The organism is Paenibacillus sp. FSL H8-0122 (assembly GCF_038005345.1).
GTDB lineage: Bacteria > Bacillota > Bacilli > Paenibacillales > Paenibacillaceae > Paenibacillus_AQ.
Genome location: NZ_JBBOTB010000001.1, coordinates 3,296,263 through 3,313,110 on the forward strand (window position 1 = coordinate 3,296,263; position 16,848 = coordinate 3,313,110).

Sequence of the window (16,848 nt, forward strand, 5' to 3'; positions counted from 1 at the left end):
AGATAAAGGGATTCACGGCAGAATCGGCAAGTTAATCTCCCTGGTATTCTTGCCTGTACCTGTCTTCATCATCAAATGGATTGACTTCGGCTTATCCAGCAGATTGCTGCCGAAATTCTGTACAAAGCCTTCATGGGTGCCAGAGCCGAGCGACGACCCGATCTCGCTGTCCCCGTACTTCGTTATCGATTGAATTTTTTCCCCGTATGCGGCGCCAAATATCTTTTGCCTGTTCTCCCATGTAACCTCAGACTCATTTTTAATTTTGACTACAGTGCGGATCATCAAGGGGGAGAGTTCAACCTGCTGCAGCATCACCTGAACGCCCTCCAGCATGAAATCTTCCTCCGGCTGGATAATGACGGTCTTCTGCTGTTTGAATTTCGGGTCAAGCTTGAAGCTGATCTTGAGTCTCGGGGAGTAATGCACATCGGCTAAATTCACACCCTTGCTCTTCCCCAGATCTTTCATTTTCCCTTCATTCATCGAGGCAATCAGGAAATTGGCTTCAACCTGCTCCGGGAATGGCTTGCTGCGGTCCAGATAGATGACGCCCCGGCCATAGAAAATGCGATAATCGTCGTAACCGTTTGTCTCAGCATTAGCGCCAATCTGACCACCGCTGTCAAGATCATATCCGGTTTCCAGATTTTTGATTCTCGCACTGCTAATACCATAGATCTCCTGTCCTTCCGCGACATTCGCTGTATACAAAAAGATGATTTTGTTCTCATCCGCCGTTACCGCATTCAAGGTAATCCGGTAATCCCCGCTGGCTGCGCTTTGATTAATTTCCTGAATATAGCCGTGCCGGATGGCCGTATCCAGTGTAGGCGCTTCTAAATCGAATTCATGGAGCCGCTTGAACATTTCCAGCCCGCCCCAATTCACTTCTCCGGCAGGTCCGGCAGGTTGCGGTGCTGTATCATGAATGACCGGAATGAGGAACAGGATTATTGCGGCAACCGCGGCTGCGGCTAATCCGAGGAAGGAGCCTTTGGTGAGTCTGCCCTGCCAGCTTTTTCGGCGTCCGCGCTCGATTCCCGCCTGAACCGCCCCTCTGACCTCATTGCCCCCGTAGTCCACCCGCACCTCCTCACGGATACGTATCGCATCGGACAGCATCGCCTGTTCTTCTCTGCTATTGTTCATCCCACTCACCCCGGTTCTTCATAATGGTCCTTAGCTGCTTCAGGCCTTTGTGCTGCCAGGTTTTGACGGTTCCCTCCGGCTTGCCCAGCAGGACTGCAATCTCGGCCAGGGTCAGATCATTATAATATTTGAGCAGCAGCACATGACGGTATTTCACCTTCACCTGCGAGAGCGCCCACTGCATTTCCATGGCATCCGTACTATTCTGGGTGACCCCCTCCTGCATATTCTCTGCGGCTGTAGGGACCGCCCTTTTTCTTCTGCGCTGCTCGTCTATGCAGACATAGATTAATATTCGGATCAGCCAGGTTTTGAACGCGCTGGGGTCCTTCAGGGTTCGCCGCTTCAACCAGGCCCGGCAGGTGGTCTCCTGGAGCGCTTCCAGTGCGTCATGGCGGTTGCCCAGATAACTGTAGGCAATAGAATATAACTGGTCGCTGTGCTCCATCACCGCTTTGACCCAATCCGTCTCCTCGAGCGGCACGGCGGCAGTTACCCGCTTCATCTCTGCCCCGGACATCGTCATCTCTCCCTCTCCTCTCCATCACTTTTACATGAATTAGACGGAGAGGTTATGCAAACAGTTTTAGTCTGCGGCAAATATTTTATAACCCGCCTTCAACAACAGAAAAGCCGCAATCCCCGCTGCCGGGAATATTGCGGCTTTTCTTGTTATATAGGAAACTATAGTTTCCTGCTGCTGTGGAGAAGGCGTGTTGGACCAAATGTATGTGTAAAACAGCATACGTTGTGCTCCCAAGCAGGCACTCGCCTGAATGTATGTGAAAAACAGCATACGTTGTGCTCCCAAGCAGGCATATGGACCGAATGTATGTGGATAACAGCATACATTGTGCTGCGCGCGGGCGTATGGCCCAAATGTATGCGGAAAACAGTATACATTATACTGGTGCGAAGGTAATCCAATTCATCCGTTAGGATGAATTAGTTCCGTATAAGACGCACTTAAAGCACCCAATTCCCCTTACGGAACACCGGCTCAATCGTGCCGTCAGCCAGTTCTCCGTCAATATCAAGCGCATCGGAGCCGACCATGAAATCGACATGCGTGAGGCTGACGTTAGCCCCTCTGGCCAGCAGCTCCTCGCTGGTCATGGAGGTGCCTCCTTCAATATTCACCGGATAGGCGCTGCCCAGCGCGAAATGGCAGGAAGCATTCTCGTCAATTCCGGTATTGTAGAACACTCTGTTCAGCCGTGAGATTGGCGAATCATGCGGTACCAAGGCCACTTCTCCGAGGTAGGAGGCGCCTTCATCCGTATCCAGCAGGGAAGTCAGGTGCTCGCGGCCGGATTCAGCGTCATACGCTGTAACCTTACCATCTATGAAGGTAACAGTAATTCCGTCGACGAGCCGCCCGTTCAGGTTTAGCGGAAGCGTACTCTTGACGGTGCCATTCACGCCGGTGCGATGAGGCATCGTATAGATCTCTTCTGTAGGCATATTCGCTACAAAATAAACGCCACGCGCGTTCTCCCCGCCGCCGCCACGCCACAGATGGCCTTCCGGCAGCTCGACACGCAGATCCGTGCCCGGAGCGCGGTAATGCAGGCTTTTGTAGCGCTTGGCGTTCATGCGGTCCTGGCTCTGCTTCAGCTCGCCGATATGACTGCGCCAGGCGGCTACCGGGTCTTCGCTGTTCACACGGTTCATCTGGAACACCGCTTCCCACATCGCATCGATCCGTTCTTCCTCCGGCAGATCTGCGAACACCTTGTCTGCCCAGGCACGTGTCGGTGCCTTGATCAGCGACCAGCTGATTCTGCTGTTGCGGGTGTAGGCCTGGTATTTCTTGCGCGCAACCGCAGCCGCCTTAACGGCAGTGGATACCTTGGCCGAATCGATCCCGCGGAATAATTCCGGGTCCGGCACCTTTATATGTAATATAGCCCCGCCTTCTTCAGCGAATCCCTCCAGCATATCGGCATGCCACTGCGGATAATACCCGAATGATTCCTCAGGAGCCTTCTCGTAACGGATGCGTGTGACCGCTTCATCATCCCAGTCCACAAGCACGTATTTCGCTCCTGCGTCATAAGCTTTGCCTACAATCAGCCGGGTAAGCTCCGCTGTCTCCAGCGGGGCGTGAACCATCAGCACTTGTCCCGGCTGCACATTCACACCGACCTTCACTACCAGCTCTGCGTATTTCTCCAGCATCTGCTCAAAATCCTTCATTTCCTCTTCCTCCATATCTTCACTGTCTCTGTATAATTATAGCGGAAGACCGTGAAGATGGCACGTAATCTATGCTCTATGTACAACCGGAAGCTGAGAATGACGTAACGCCTCCGCTTCCGGCAGCGCTTCCTCTACTGCTTATCCACCTGCAGCAGCTGAATGGTCTTCACATCGTACGTATGGGCGATTTTCTCTTCCGCAATCACTTTCAGCTTCGTCAGGCTAGCCACCTTGGCCGGGTCTGCCCGGGAGAGCAGCCTCCACAGCTCGGGGTCGGACAGGGTCTGATAGAGCTTGTCATCGTCATATTCCTTGCGGTTCTGAGTGACCAGCTTCACCTTGTAGCTGCCGAACACCGCCTCAGTCTGCCCCGCTTCATTAATATGGGCAAGGATCTCCTGCCGGAGTCCAGCCAGGTCCTTTTCCAGCTCCTTCTGCTTCGCCTTGAGCTTGTAATACTGTTGAACCTTCTTTTCCATATAGTCCTCACGCTCCTCTCCTAACATGTCTATGCAGGAAAGAACGGTTAGAATGATTAATTCTGTTGAGACGGTTTATGTTTAATTCTATAATGAAGTCGTTGTGACAAAACCTAGACAGCAGGTGAACCCATGTTTCAGACTTATCTATTCCCGATTTCCTATGCATTCATGGCTTTTCCGGTTGCGGCACTGTTCTTCACCTTGCCGTTTCTAATTGTGCAATACCGCCGGCACGGCTATATCAATAAAATCCGGGCCCTGGTGCTGTATCTGCTGCTGCTGTACCTGCTTAACGCATTCTTCCTTGTCCTTCTGCCCCTGCCTGACTCCAGGCATAATGCAGCCCCCGCCGGAAGCATGCTCCAGTTCGTGCCGCTGCAGTTCATCCAGGATATTCTGCACAATACGCCAATTACGCGCAGCGACCCTTCCAGCTACCTTAATGTGCTGGCCGGAGCGGATTTTCTGCTGGCGGCCTTCAATGTACTGCTGACGGTGCCCTTCGGTATGTTCCTGGGCTACTACTTCCGCACGCGCTGGGTGGTCTGCATTGTGCTGTCCTTTGCGCTGTCGCTGTTGTTCGAAATTACGCAGATTACCGGCATTTACGGGTTCTTCGACCATCCCTACCGGATCTTCGATGTCGATGACATGATCACGAATACGCTGGGCGGCATGATCGGATTCAAGCTCTCCTTATGGATCTCCGGCCTGCTGCCGAGGATTGAGAAGCTTGACAGCCAAGAGGACCTTTCTGCCAAAAAAGTGACTTACACCCGCCGCGCCCTTGCTTTCCTGCTGGATTCCATCCTGCTGCTCGCGGTGACCATTCTCCTCAATCTGCTCTCACTGCGTATTTCGCTGTGGGCAGTTAGTATGGTCTATTTCCTGAGCATTCCTCTGTTCACTGGCGGACGCACCTTCGGCAAATGGGTTGTGCGTATCCGGCTAAGGAGTGAAGACGGCAGTCCGGTCAGACCCTGGAGGGTATGGGTACGGTATGGATTACTCTATGGCGTCCTCGGAGGAGTGAATTCCCTGACGCCTGACTCCGCGGTCTTCCTGAGCATCGGCACAGCATTGGCTGCCGTAGTGAAATTGGTCATCCTGGCGGCAGATGTAGCCTTCTTCATTCATTTGGTGCTGCGGCTGATCAAACGTGACCGCCCGCTCATCTACGAGGAGCTTAGCAGAACCCGCAATGTAATCAGCTGGCCGAAGCGTCATCAGGCAGCGGCAAGTGAGACCGTGGACAACACGACAAACAATGAATAGAGGTACAACATCCTTATGAGTAATAACAACTTCTCCCGTATATCCCCTGCTCTAAATGAGCAAGAGTGGTTAATAGAAGCAGACATCACCAGCATTCAGGAGCAAATGGCACAAGGGAGCCTAACCTCCAAGGTACTGGTAAGCTGGTATTTGGAAAGAATTCACCGGTTGGACGGCCTGCTCCGCTCCGTATTGGAGTTGAATCCAGAAGCTCTTGCGATTGCCGCGAGGCTCGACCAGGAACGAAGAGATCAAGGCAGCCGGGGACCACTGCACGGTATTCCGGTCTTGGTCAAAGATAACATAGGCACAGCAGATAAGCTGCACACCAGTGCAGGAGCCTTGGCGCTTGCAGATTGCATAGCTAATGAAGACGCTGAGGTCGTCACACGGTTAAGGACAGCCGGAGCAGTGATTCTGGGCAAAGCCAATATGACCGAGTGGGCCAATTTCATGTCACCTACCATGTGGGCCGGATACAGCGCACGCGGCGGGCTGGTACTTAATCCCTACGGACCCGGAGAGCTGTTCATTGGCGGCTCCAGCTCGGGAAGTGCGGCTGCGGTTGCCGCTAACCTTGTCACCGTCGCCGTGGGCACGGAGACCTCCGGCTCCATCATCAGCCCGGCAGCCCATAACTCCCTGGTCGGCCTTAAGCCTATCTGGGGACTGGTCAGCAACAAGGGCATTATACCGGGAATCGGCAGCCAGGACAGCGCCGGTCCGATGGCCAGAACGGTCAAGGACGCTGCACTCCTGCTCAATGTATTAGCCGGGAGCGCTGACTCTTCTTCCTCTGCTGTACTGGATTATTCGGCAGGTCTGGAGCTTCATGCACTGGCAGGCAAGCGGATCGGAATTCCACGATTCTATTATAGTAATCTGGATCATGAAGCTCTGGATATGATGGAATCAGCCATAGCGGTACTGCGGGAGCTGGGGGCAGAAATCATTGAACCCGTGGAGCTTCCCTGTCAGGATGCTGAATGGAAGGCTACGATTCTGCAATATGAATTCAAACCGGGATTGAACCGCTATCTGGAAAGCCTGCCGGAATCCGCTGCTGTGCATTCTCTGGAGGAGCTGATAGATTTCAATCAGCAGCATAGCGAACAGGCGCTGAAATATGGCCAAGGAACACTGGAATGGCTGAACACCTCCGGGGATGATATTACAGAGAAGGAATATCTGGAGCAGCTGCATTCCTCCCGTTCACTAGCCGGTAAGCAGGGAATCGATTATGCCCTGGAGCATTACGCTCTGGATGCGCTCCTGTTCCCCGGAGATCACGGATGTGAAGTAGCGGCAAGAGCGGGTTATCCGCTGATTACAGTTCCTGCCGGCTATACCTGCTCGGGTATTGTTGCACCAGGCGGCTATCTGACCAAGGGACCGCAAGGTATCACCTTCTGTGCCTCAGCCCATAGTGAAGCTATGCTGCTAGGGATTGCGTATAGTTACGAACAGGCCACGAAGCACCGGCGGCCGCCGGTGCTGGAGCCAGGCAGCTCGTCAGAATAACCGGGCAAGCCGCCGCTCAGCCGCTGACACAGCTACAAGAGGCGGTATCCCGAACTCCGGGATACCGCCTCTTTTTATATCATAGATATACTCTCTGTCTATGCTTCCGCCGCATCCGCCAGATGGAGGACCACCGGGCAATGATCGCTGCCAAGGACATTACATTCAATTCCGGCATCCAGTAGACGCGGGGTCAAGCGCTCTGAAGCAAGAAAATAATCGATCCGCCAGCCCACATTCTTCTCTCTAACCTTAGGCATGTAGGACCACCAGCTGTAGGCACCTTCAAGCTCGGGGTAGAAGAATCTGAAGGTATCCACGAAGCCGGCCGCGAGCAGCGTGGTCATTTTGCCGCGTTCTTCGTCGGTGAAGCCTGAATTCCCCCGGTTCGATCTCGCATTCTTCAGGTCAATCTCCTGATGCGCCACATTCAGATCCCCGCACACCACAACCGGCTTATGCGCATCCAGCTTTAGCAAGTAGGCACGGAACCGGTCCTCCCACTCCATCCGGTAGTCCAGTCTCGACAGATTGCGCTTGGCATTCGGCGTATACACATTCACCAGATAGAAATCCGGGAATTCCAGGGTGATGATCCGCCCCTCGTCCTCCGTATCCTGCTCCAGTCCATATCGTACGGATAGCGGCTTGATTCTAGTGAATACAGCCGTACCCGAATATCCTTTTTTGAGCGCATAATTCCAGTACCCGGCATATTCTTCCCCGTGGTCCAGAACAATCTGCCCTTCCTGGAGCTTCGTCTCCTGCACACAGAAGATATCTGCGTCAACCTCCCGGAAATACTCGTTAAACCCTTTATTCACACAAGCTCTCAGACCATTCACATTCCAGGACACCAGCTTCATCGTTGTCATTTCCCCTTACCTGTCACTAGATTACATTTAGTCTACCATAGATCCGGGTTGTATATGAATCTGCCGGCATCCTATTGAAATGTGTGAATCTCCCATGGCACACGTTACAGCAATCATAGTTTTGCCGAATATACTATCCTATCACAAGGAAAAGGAGGACATTACAATGGCTATCTTATTACCGCAACAATTCTTCAACCTGCCGGCATCTGTAGGTAAATCTTACTATGAAAATCTGGCAGGTGGCATCAACGCGGCTGTGACGGTAAACAACAATTCCGGGTTCCCCGTGGATCTCGTTATTTACCGCGTCAACGCTCCAGTGGTCACTTATATTATCCCTGCATTTAACAGTCTCACTCTATCTGTTCATGCACTGCTTGTCGCTGGACTTCTCAGCACAGCTGCCGGGGCAGTATTCGGCACAATCGAAGTGGCAACCTCTGATTTCTAATCTAATGTAAGAGTATCCCCCCTCATACTCTCTCATTAACATTCCCTTGTTAAGCATCTCCGGCTGGCAGACGGCCGGGGGTGCTTTTGCATGTTCAATAGAGAATCTGCTGCTATCAGACTGTCTCTGATTCAGGCATCGATCCGATATAAGTAGATTGTGGCCGGAAAATCCGGTTATGGGCTGACTGCTCCAAGAGATGGGCCGTCCAGCCGACAATTCTTCCCGCTGTGAACGTAGGCGTGAAGATCTCCGGCGCCAGCTGCAGCGCCTTCAGAATAGCCGCAGCATAGAACTCAACATTGGTGAACAGGCGGCGGCCCGGCTTATATTCCTCCAGAAGCGCTACCGCTGTAGCCTCCACATGAAGCGCAAGATCAAAGGAAGCATCCTTGCCGATCATCGTAAGTGTCGCAATCTGCAAGGCTTCAGCCCGCGGGTCCTTGGTCTTGTAGATCCGGTGCCCGAAGCCCATCAGCTTCTCCCCGGCCTCAAGCTTCTCTCTCAGCCAAGGCTCCGCGTGTTCCTTCGTCCCGATCTCCTCCAGCATCGATATCACTTCATAAGGCGCTCCGCCATGCAGCGGACCCTTCATAGCCCCGATCGAGCCGGCTACAGCCGCACAGATATCCGATTCCGTGGACAGCACCACCCGCCCGGCGAAGGTCGAGGCATTCATGCCATGCTCCATGCAAAGGATCATATAGGCGCTGAGCGCCTGCACATGAGCCTCCTCCGGCAGCTTGCCTGTAAGCAAATACAGATAATTCGCGGCATGGCCAAGCTCAGGAAGCGATTTCAGCGGCGCCAAGCCTTGAAGGCTGCGGTACCTGTAAGCAATGATCGCCGGAAGCATTGCCGTCAGCCGCACAGCCTGTTTAAGCGTGGGCGGCCAGGTAGCGTTCTCCTCATCCCCAAGTGCAGCCACTGCACTTTGTAATACCAGCATTAGCGGTACAGAAGCGGGGTACAGGTCAAGCATCTTGCAGAGATATTCAGGAATCACTCTCTCCGCTGCCATTTGCGCCCTGAGCTGCGCCAGCTCCTCCGCATCAGGCAGATGTCCGTTCCAGAGCAAATAGGCAACTTCCTCATAGCTTTTGCTCACCGCAAGCTCCTTGGCCCAATATCCGCGGTACACCAGATACCCTTTCTCCCCATCTACCAATCCGATTGCTGTCTCTCCGGCAACTACGCCTTCTAATCCCGTTACTTTAGCCATTATACCTTTACCCCTTTTCCGGTCCTTCCCACAGGAAGAAATTCATCATATTAGGAGTATAAACTGCAAAATCTATATTGCATATTTATAGTTTTTTATGAATCCATAAGAAAAATCTATCACCTGTATTACTTAGGTTCCATGAGCTGCTTCAGCTTGGCTTCTGTGCCAGAGTCACCGGCTGGCGTGTAGATGCTACAGCGCAGATCCGCTGTACCTTGTACTTGCAGGGAGGTTAGATGGAACAGCATTTTGCCGGCTTTGGCATGCCGGAATTCCAGTACAACATCCGGCGCGGAGCTGACCCGGCTCTCTTCCCATAAATGATTGAATTCCGGATGCCCCTCCTTCATCTCCGCAATGAATTCATCATACCAGCGGTCCTCCAGGTATTGCCCATAGTAGGCGCGGAAGATCGATAAGTATCCCCGCACGAACTGCTCCCAGTTCACTGCCAGCCGCCTGAACTCCTTGCGCTCGAACAGCAGTGAGATCATATTGCGCTGCTGCGGAGCCAGCTTGGCGAAATCAAGAAATACATGCGCCGCTGCCTCATTCCAGCCCACAATGCCGCAGTGCCGGTCCGAGATGATGGTCGGGCAGGTCTTCAGCTCCTGCAATATCTTCTGCAGAGACGGATGAATCACCGAATGCTCCTCTTGGGTATAGTCCGTGACTCCCGGCCCGTTCTCCAGCGCCAGAGCGAACAAATAACTCCGCTCATCCTTCGTCAGCTGCAGTGCTGCGGCAATACAATCAAGAACGGATGGAGATACTTTAATATCCCGCCCCTGCTCCAGCCAGGTATACCAGGTGCTGCTAACTCCGGAGAGCTGCGCCACTTCCTCGCGCCGGAGCCCGGGCGTCCGCCTGCGGGTACCCTCCGGGAGCCCCGCCGCTGCCGGGGTGATGGCCGCGCGTCTTGCTTTCAGGAATTCCGATAATGCTTGAAGCCTGTTCTGATTGGACATCATGCTTCCTCCTGCCTTACAGTTCGTCTGCCTGTTAGTGTAGTAGTAATTATACTAGTATAAACTACAACTTGTAATAGGATAAGCAACATGAAAAAATAAACTTATTCAGACTAACAGGAGGAATAGCAGATGGAACGTGTCGTGATTACAGGAATGGGTGTCATCTCCCCGCTAGGCAATACCGTGGACCAGTTCTGGAGCCGCCTTACGGCAGGAGAATCGGGGATTACGCCGATTGATTCTTTTGATACCACCCATTTCAAAACCAAGATTGCCGGCTCGGTACAGGCCTTCGACCCGGATGCCAGATTCGGCCGCAAAGAGGCCCGGCGGATGGACCGGTTCAGTCAGTTCGCGCTTGCTGCCGCAGAGGAGGCCTGGACGCATTCCGGTCTCCGGCTGGAGGAGCTGGACCGGGAACGGCTGGGTGTCTATGTCGGCTCCGGCGTAGGCGGTATCCAGACATTGATGGACCAGGGCGAGCTGCTGCGTTCCCGGGGACCGGAGCGGGTAAGCCCTACCCTGATCCCGATGCTGATCTCCAATATGGCGGCTGCGATGATCAGCATCAAGCTGGGGGCGCAGGGGCCGACACTCTCGCCGGTGACTGCCTGTTCCATCGGGAACACGGCCATTGGCGAAGCCTTCCGCTTGATCCGTTACGGCGGGGCCGATGTAATCATCGCCGGAGGGGCAGAAGCGGCGGTGACCGAGATTGCCCTGGCCAGCTTCGGGAATGCGACAGCCTTGTCTACCCGGAACGGGGAGCCGCAGGGGGCCAGCCGGCCTTTTGACCGGAACAGGGACGGATTTGTCATTGCGGAGGGCGGAGCTATTGTGATCCTCGAATCCCTCTCCCATGCCCTGCGCAGAGATGCCGTCATCTATGGCGAGGTCACCGGATATGGCGCCAGCTCGGACGCTTATCATATGGTAGCCACCCATCCTGAGGGGATAGGAGCCTATCAGGCAATGAAGCTGGCACTCAGCGAGGCCGGAATTACACCTGGGGAAGTAGATGTCATCAGCGCGCACGCGACCAGCACAATCGTCGGAGACCGTTCGGAGACTCTGGCTATTAAGAAGCTGTTCGGAGAGCAGGCCTACCGGATTCCGGTCACGGCGAACAAATCGATGACCGGACATGCCCTCGGCGCAGCCGGCGGTCTGGAAGCTATTGCCCTGCTGCTGAGCCTGCAAGAAGGGCTCATCCCGCCGACCATTAATCTGGAGCAGCCGGACGAGTACTGCGACCTGGATTATGTCCCTAACGTAGCCCGCCAAGCGGAGCTGAAGATCGGGATCTCCAACTCCTTTGGCTTCGGCGGCCACAACGCTGTAATCGTTCTGCGCAAGTATGAAGCATAATCGCAGCTAATTCCTAAGTACAGCAAACAGCGGATCGCCCATTCTAAGGGAGGTCCGCTGTTTGTAATGGTTACGGCCAGGATGCCGGCTGTGACTTGACTGTTCACGGGATCAGCTTACTTTCTTTCCGGTGACACATGGCTTCCCCAGGCTGCAATGCCTTCCGCTGAAAGTGCCGTGAAGGTCATTACCTCGCTTGAGGCCGCTTCATTCCATTCCCGCAGGAACACCCCGCTGTACTCCGCACCCTCTATCGTCAGCTTCGCCATATGGTCATTGCTCAAGGTCCATGTCCCTGTTGCTGCTCCGCTTATCGTGCCGTCTGTGTTCAACTCCACCAATTGCGACTCCGCCAGCTCAGCCGTAATCTCCTTGCCGTGGTTCACCAGCATGTAAGCACCCGTCACATCCTTGGCTGTGTACTTGCCGATCTTCTCCCCTCCGTAACGGTGGGGTGCGACCACTGGCCAGCCTGCTTCATTTATGAACATCTGATGAACCCGAACCTCATGCTGCTCCCCAAGACCCGGGAACCGGGTATGGAAGATCAGATAATACTGCCCGCTTGTCTCATCGTAGTACGCCGAATTATGTCCAGGGGAGACATAGCCTGTACCCGCTCCGGCCGCTTCTTCATCGGTATTCACAAATTCATGATTCCCCATCAGCTTAACGCCGTATGGTGCGTAGGCCGGATCATCGAACAGCACTCCAGGCGTCCCCTGCGCATCCAGCATAGCCTTGCCTTCCGAGTCCTCGAACGGGCCAGCCGGATGCTTGGAACGTGCTACACGGATATTATAGCCGCCATTCGCATCAAGCCCTCCGTAGGAGAGGAACAGATAGTAATAATCGGTCTCCGGGCTGTACAGCATATACGGCCCTTCAATCCGCGCATGATTCCCTCCGAGCAGCTTCTTGCCGTAGCCCTGGCCCTCCAGCGGGAAGCCCGTAGCCGGGTCCAGCTCCAGGATGAAGATGCCGCCCGAGTAGGAGCCGTAGACCATCCACAGCTTGCCGTCTTTATCCCAAAACACATCAGGGTCCACCACATTAGGCTTCTCCGTGGCATCATACACCTCTCCATCATCCCCGATGCCGGACATTCCCGACTTCAGAATAATACCTTTATTCTTGTACGGACCTTCAATCTTATCGGCTACAGCAATACCTAGCGCAGACAGCGGGGAATCTCCCTTACAGGCATCGTAATACATGTAGAACTTGCCGTCTGCCAGCTGAATGACATCCGGTGCCCACAGCGTATCCGACTGGGCCCAACTAAGCGTCTCGCTAAGCTCCTCCGTTACATTCGGTATCAGCACATTTTCGTCCGTCACACCGGAAGAAATCTGCGTCCACGCCATCAGATCCTTGGATTTGGCCGAGGCCAGATGCGAACCGAACACGTAATACGTATCCTCCACCTTAATTACAGAGGGATCGTGTACAGATACATTCCCGAACTTCGGCGGTCCTTCCGGATTCCCTCCACCGCATGCCGACAGCAGGGATAAGGATATCAACGCCGTTAAGGATCTTTTTCTCATCTCATCATAACCTCCCTATGTATACCCTTACATTTTGCTGCGCAAATGAGATTAAGTCAATACTTTTATTTATATTAGTTAGTTTTGTTTTATGTTTATATGAAACATAACACCCCATAAAACAAAAAACGCCAGGCCGATTATGGCCTGACGCTGATCTAATCAATCGAACTTAGTATTCGCTGCTGTTGCCGACAAGTACCGGCTCTGGATAGGCATTGCTCAACACGCGGCGCTGCTTCTTCACGACATCCGGCGGCTCCACCGCTGGTGCCATCGGATGCATCAGCCAGGACTTCACAAGATGGGAGTCCGATACCTTGTACATTGGCGGTTCTTTCTCCATGTCAATCGCCATTGCATACGTGCTGCGCAGGGCGAAAGCATCCCCCTTAGGCGGCTTGATCAAGTCAGGAGGTGTTCCCGGGATCGCTGTAAGCATCGAGCCTTTGCTCTCCAGACTTGGCATGGAAGCCAGCAGGCCCCAAGTGTACGGATGTCTTGGATCGTAGAAGATCTCTTCTGCGGTACCCATTTCAACGATCTGTCCGGCATACATTACAGCTACACGGTCAGCCATTCTTGCCACAACCCCAAGGTCATGGGTGATGAAAATGATCGCTGTATCAATCTTCTTTTGCAGGTCCTTCATCAGATCTAGGATCTGTGCCTGAATCGTTACGTCAAGAGCGGTTGTCGGCTCATCGGCAATCAGGAGCTTAGGGTTAGCAGCCAGTGCCATAGCGATTACAACACGTTGGCGCATCCCGCCGCTGAATTCATGCGGATACTGCTGGAAACGGCGCTCCGGTGACGGAATACCTACCAGATTGAGCAATTCAACACCACGTTTGTAAGCAGCTTCCTTCGTGATATTCTCATGCTTGAACAGCACTTCCGTAATCTGCCGGCCAACCTTCATCATCGGGTTGAGTGAAGTCATCGGATCTTGGAAGATCATCCCGATTTCTTTGCCGCGGATTTTTTGCATCTGCTTCTCACTCTTGCCGATCAGATCTTGTCCATCGAACAGAATCTGTCCACGCTTATATTCGCCCGCAGGCTGAGGAACCAGCTTCATGACGGCTTGCGAGGTTACGCTCTTACCGGAACCGGATTCGCCAACAATCGCCAGTGTCTCCCCTTTATTTACATGAAAGCTGACACCACGGATTGCTTGAACTTCTCCTCCGCGTGTTCTGAATGATATAGCCAGGTCTTTTACCTCTAAAAGGCGCTCCATCCTGTCACCCTCTCTGTTTCTTTTCAAGTATGATCTTTATTCTTAATATCGAAAAAACACGCAATACTATTATTTTATCTATCTTAGGGGGCTTACGTCAAGATTTTTCTGAAAACGCCACCGTCAACAATCATGATTCGGGGCCAAGCTTCCCCCTACTATGAGAATACACGAAGAGCACGTCCATAGCAAAATTCCCGGCAGTTACGCGCATCATTCCCACATCCCTCTCTTTGCCAAAGAATGTCGTCATCTGGTATGTTTATTTCTGCAATCCCTGCAACCACTGATGAGAGCGAGGTAACTACTCAAATGATCATAAAACCGAGAACCCGCGGGTTCATCTGCACGACTGCCCACCCGGCAGGCTGTGCACACCAGGTACAAGAGCAAGTATCTTATGTAAAGAATCAAGGAAGGTTTGCCGGTCCCCGCAATGTGCTCGTTATCGGCGCTTCAACCGGTTATGGGCTTGGCGCTAGAATTGCAGCAGCCTTCGGTGCCGGAGCAGCCACTGTAGGTGTCTATAGGCCGAGTACAGCCAGCGAGACCCGGACTGCTTCCGCAGGCTGGTATAATTCCGCAGCGTTTGAGGAGATGGCCTACACAGCGGGTCTGCACTCCTATAGCGTGTGCGGGGACGCTTTTAGCGCTGAGACCAAAGAACGGACCATAGCGTTGATCCGCCGCGAGCTTGGACAGGTTGATCTTGTCATCTACAGCGTAGCCTCGGCGCGCAGAACAGACCCGCAGACCGGAGAAGTTCATCAATCTGTGTTGAAGCCCATCGGCAGCCCTTATACCAATACAACCGTCAATTTCCATACCGGAGAACTAAGCACCGTACAGATTGAACCGGCCACCGAAGCTGAAATCGATGCTACCGTTCATGTGATGGGCGGAGAGGACTGGCAGCTATGGATTGAAGCGCTCCGGGATTCCGGCGTTCTGGCGGCGGATGCGGTTACGCTTGCCTTCTCCTATGTAGGTCCAGAGCTAACACAGGCTGTCTACCGCGACGGCACCATCGGCCGGGCTAAAGACCATCTGGAAGCTACAGCCTTACAGCTGAATGCAGAATTATCTCGAACTGGCGGCCGCGCCTATGTTGCAGTCAGTAAGGGTCTGGTGACCCAGTCCAGCTCGGCGATTCCTGTAGTTCCGCTATACATCTCAGTCCTCTACAAGGTCATGAAGGAACAGGGAGTGCACGAAGGCTGTATTGAGCAAGCTTACCGGCTGTATACCGATTTCCTGTACAACCCTGAAGGGACTCCTGTAGATGCACAAGGGCGCATACGGATAGATGACCATGAGATGAGCCACGCTGTGCAGACGGAAGTAGAACGGATCTGGCCTATGCTAAGCACGGAGAACGTCTACGAATATTCCGATCTGGCCGCTTACAGACGCGAGTTCTTCCAGCTGTTCGGCTTCGAATCCGGCGGCGTTGACTATGAAGCTGATATCAGCCCGGTTGTTGCCATCCGCAACAGTTACGAAGGATAAACAGGCCTTAAGGCCGGATCTCAGTAAGAGACCCGGCCTCATAAGTATGCTATAGTACCAACGCTGTGAACCGTGTCCAGGATTCCGCAAGATTGTCATGCGCCCAGTTCACATGATTCTCATCCTTGTACTGGCGCGAATAACATTCTATAAGCATGATAAGGTCCAGATACAGGTCATATAGCTGCTTCCGCAGCAGTTCATTCCGGCTGGTAAAAGCCGACCCATACCCTTCATAGAACGCTGCCGAGCTCTCGAAATGCCGGAAATAATACTCCAACAGCACATCGCCCCACATCGCCCGCTCCCAGTCAATAATCGATACGATTACCCCATCCTGTACAAAAAGGTTGCCGCCCCACAGATCCCAGTGCACCAGCCGGGGCTGTGTTACTTCATCCAGGGCCGGCAGATACAGCTCCAGCACCTGCTCTATTTCCTGCTGACTAGCCGGTAGCCGCGCCTCCAGTCTGACCGCATCCTGAAGCAGATTCAGCAGCATAGACCGGAAGGTCTCCCTCCAGGACCGTCCACTCCCGTCAGACTCTTTGCCGAACAGCCCGAAGGCTGGCCCTTCTATCGCATTGATTCTGCGCTGATACTGACCCAGCTCGTATTCAATGGAATACCGCTGTTCCTCGGTGAGACTCTCCTTCACCTCGTTATACGGCTGCCCTTCAATCTTCTCCATGAAAAAATACGGACACGGAACCAACTGCAGACTGTCGTCATAGCTGTACACTTCCGGCACAGGCACACCGCCTGCAGCACGTACCAGCCGGAGAGCCTCCACCTCAGCACGCATAATATCCTTCTCGTAGCTAAGAGTCTCTGTCTCCGGGTCCGGAGCCACCTTAAGAATGACGGAGCGGCCGTCGCTAAGCTCCAGGTCATAAGCCGTATTGAAGAATCCGGCGGTCAGCTCCCTGCTGCCGGCGATCTGCACATCTGTACCAAAGGCAGCGGCAGTCAGGAGACTGAGCTGCCAGTCGTTCAATTGGACTTTAGTGAAGCTCTCCAC

Annotated in this window: 16 protein-coding genes; 5 read left to right on the forward strand and 11 right to left on the reverse strand. The window is 53.5% G+C overall.

The features are described from left to right. Positions 1-12: 12 nt before the first annotated feature. The 5 genes from NSS64_RS14435 to NSS64_RS14455 all read right to left on the reverse strand — a co-directional run bounded on the left by NSS64_RS14435 (position 13) and on the right by NSS64_RS14455 (position 3,833). Positions 13-1,152: a DUF4179 domain-containing protein gene (locus tag NSS64_RS14435; protein WP_341140554.1), complete on the reverse strand. Its 1,140-nt coding sequence runs from the start codon at positions 1,150-1,152 to the stop codon at positions 13-15. After that, positions 1,142-1,678: a sigma-70 family RNA polymerase sigma factor gene (locus tag NSS64_RS14440; protein ID WP_341140555.1), complete on the reverse strand. Its 537-nt coding sequence runs from the start codon at positions 1,676-1,678 to the stop codon at positions 1,142-1,144. The genes NSS64_RS14435 and NSS64_RS14440 overlap by 11 nt, the downstream gene beginning before the upstream one ends. Before the next feature lie 60 nt (positions 1,679-1,738). Beyond that, a complete protein-coding gene (locus NSS64_RS14445; RefSeq protein WP_341140556.1) occupies positions 1,739-1,948 on the reverse strand; it encodes a hypothetical protein in 210 nt (69 codons plus the stop codon). A gap of 170 nt (positions 1,949-2,118) precedes the next feature. Then, on the reverse strand, positions 2,119-3,351 hold the full coding sequence (locus tag NSS64_RS14450) for an aminopeptidase (protein ID WP_341140557.1): 1,233 nt from the start codon (positions 3,349-3,351) through the stop codon (positions 2,119-2,121). A gap of 134 nt (positions 3,352-3,485) precedes the next feature. Then, entirely contained in the window at positions 3,486-3,833 is a 348-nt protein-coding gene (locus tag NSS64_RS14455; RefSeq protein WP_341140558.1) for a hypothetical protein, read from the reverse strand. A 132-nt stretch (positions 3,834-3,965) separates the two neighbouring features. On the opposite strand from NSS64_RS14455, the gene NSS64_RS14460 reads away from it, so the two are divergent. Both NSS64_RS14460 and NSS64_RS14465 read left to right on the forward strand, forming a co-directional pair. Further along, on the forward strand, positions 3,966-5,111 hold the full coding sequence (locus NSS64_RS14460) for a VanZ family protein (RefSeq protein WP_341140559.1): 1,146 nt from the start codon (positions 3,966-3,968) through the stop codon (positions 5,109-5,111). Positions 5,112-5,126: 15 nt separating this feature from the next. Beyond that, positions 5,127-6,632: an amidase family protein gene (locus tag NSS64_RS14465; protein ID WP_341140560.1), complete on the forward strand. Its 1,506-nt coding sequence runs from the start codon at positions 5,127-5,129 to the stop codon at positions 6,630-6,632. Positions 6,633-6,730: 98 nt separating this feature from the next. On the opposite strand, the gene NSS64_RS14470 is transcribed toward NSS64_RS14465, so the two are convergent. After that, positions 6,731-7,498: an exodeoxyribonuclease III gene (locus NSS64_RS14470; protein ID WP_341140561.1), complete on the reverse strand. Its 768-nt coding sequence runs from the start codon at positions 7,496-7,498 to the stop codon at positions 6,731-6,733. A gap of 175 nt (positions 7,499-7,673) precedes the next feature. On the opposite strand from NSS64_RS14470, the gene NSS64_RS14475 reads away from it, so the two are divergent. Then, on the forward strand, positions 7,674-7,961 hold the full coding sequence (locus tag NSS64_RS14475; RefSeq protein ID WP_340992660.1) for a hypothetical protein: 288 nt from the start codon (positions 7,674-7,676) through the stop codon (positions 7,959-7,961). A 115-nt stretch (positions 7,962-8,076) separates the two neighbouring features. Here the strand turns inward: NSS64_RS14475 and NSS64_RS14480 are convergent, their stop codons facing one another. Continuing rightward, the gene (locus tag NSS64_RS14480; protein ID WP_341140562.1) at positions 8,077-9,183 is read right to left on the reverse strand and encodes a citrate synthase/methylcitrate synthase; all 1,107 of its coding nucleotides are present in this window, start codon (positions 9,181-9,183) and stop codon (positions 8,077-8,079) included. 128 nt (positions 9,184-9,311) lie between these two features. Then, positions 9,312-10,154: a helix-turn-helix transcriptional regulator gene (locus tag NSS64_RS14485; RefSeq protein ID WP_340941188.1), complete on the reverse strand. Its 843-nt coding sequence runs from the start codon at positions 10,152-10,154 to the stop codon at positions 9,312-9,314. A 132-nt stretch (positions 10,155-10,286) separates the two neighbouring features. Here NSS64_RS14485 and fabF point away from each other — a divergent pair, with 132 nt between their 5' ends. After that, the gene (gene fabF / locus NSS64_RS14490) at positions 10,287-11,525 is read left to right on the forward strand and encodes a beta-ketoacyl-ACP synthase II (protein ID WP_341140563.1); all 1,239 of its coding nucleotides are present in this window, start codon (positions 10,287-10,289) and stop codon (positions 11,523-11,525) included. Between the two features lie 116 nt (positions 11,526-11,641). Here fabF and NSS64_RS14495 read toward each other — a convergent pair whose 3' ends face one another. Next, on the reverse strand, positions 11,642-13,075 hold the full coding sequence (locus tag NSS64_RS14495) for a glycoside hydrolase family 43 protein (protein WP_341140564.1): 1,434 nt from the start codon (positions 13,073-13,075) through the stop codon (positions 11,642-11,644). A gap of 172 nt (positions 13,076-13,247) precedes the next feature. Next, positions 13,248-14,318: an ABC transporter ATP-binding protein gene (locus NSS64_RS14500; protein ID WP_036729120.1), complete on the reverse strand. Its 1,071-nt coding sequence runs from the start codon at positions 14,316-14,318 to the stop codon at positions 13,248-13,250. 312 nt (positions 14,319-14,630) lie between these two features. Between NSS64_RS14500 and fabV the strand changes: the two genes are divergently transcribed. Next, on the forward strand, positions 14,631-15,827 hold the full coding sequence (gene fabV, locus NSS64_RS14505; protein ID WP_341140565.1) for an enoyl-ACP reductase FabV: 1,197 nt from the start codon (positions 14,631-14,633) through the stop codon (positions 15,825-15,827). A 49-nt stretch (positions 15,828-15,876) separates the two neighbouring features. Here fabV and NSS64_RS14510 read toward each other — a convergent pair whose 3' ends face one another. Then, complete coding sequence (locus NSS64_RS14510) at positions 15,877-16,848, reverse strand: phosphotransferase family protein (RefSeq protein ID WP_341140566.1); 972 nt, start codon at positions 16,846-16,848, stop codon at positions 15,877-15,879.

Bases quoted from the DNA above. Each gene is read 5' to 3' on its own strand.
- NSS64_RS14495 (WP_341140564.1), bottom strand. From the start codon at position 13,075: ATGAGAAAAAGATCCTTAACGGCGTTGATATCCTTATCCCTGCTGTCG.
- NSS64_RS14440 (WP_341140555.1), bottom strand. From the start codon at position 1,678: ATGACGATGTCCGGGGCAGAGATGAAGCGGGTAACTGCCGCCGTGCCG.
- NSS64_RS14445 (WP_341140556.1), bottom strand. From the start codon at position 1,948: ATGCTGTTTTTCACATACATTCAGGCGAGTGCCTGCTTGGGAGCACAA.
- NSS64_RS14435 (WP_341140554.1), bottom strand. From the start codon at position 1,152: ATGAACAATAGCAGAGAAGAACAGGCGATGCTGTCCGATGCGATACGT.
- fabV (WP_341140565.1), top strand. From the start codon at position 14,631: ATGATCATAAAACCGAGAACCCGCGGGTTCATCTGCACGACTGCCCAC.
- fabF (WP_341140563.1), top strand. From the start codon at position 10,287: ATGGAACGTGTCGTGATTACAGGAATGGGTGTCATCTCCCCGCTAGGC.
- NSS64_RS14460 (WP_341140559.1), top strand. From the start codon at position 3,966: ATGTTTCAGACTTATCTATTCCCGATTTCCTATGCATTCATGGCTTTT.
- NSS64_RS14470 (WP_341140561.1), bottom strand. From the start codon at position 7,498: ATGAAGCTGGTGTCCTGGAATGTGAATGGTCTGAGAGCTTGTGTGAAT.
- NSS64_RS14465 (WP_341140560.1), top strand. From the start codon at position 5,127: ATGAGTAATAACAACTTCTCCCGTATATCCCCTGCTCTAAATGAGCAA.
- NSS64_RS14475 (WP_340992660.1), top strand. From the start codon at position 7,674: ATGGCTATCTTATTACCGCAACAATTCTTCAACCTGCCGGCATCTGTA.
- NSS64_RS14480 (WP_341140562.1), bottom strand. From the start codon at position 9,183: ATGGCTAAAGTAACGGGATTAGAAGGCGTAGTTGCCGGAGAGACAGCA.
- NSS64_RS14450 (WP_341140557.1), bottom strand. From the start codon at position 3,351: ATGAAGGATTTTGAGCAGATGCTGGAGAAATACGCAGAGCTGGTAGTG.
- NSS64_RS14500 (WP_036729120.1), bottom strand. From the start codon at position 14,318: ATGGAGCGCCTTTTAGAGGTAAAAGACCTGGCTATATCATTCAGAACA.
- NSS64_RS14455 (WP_341140558.1), bottom strand. From the start codon at position 3,833: ATGGAAAAGAAGGTTCAACAGTATTACAAGCTCAAGGCGAAGCAGAAG.
- NSS64_RS14485 (WP_340941188.1), bottom strand. From the start codon at position 10,154: ATGTCCAATCAGAACAGGCTTCAAGCATTATCGGAATTCCTGAAAGCA.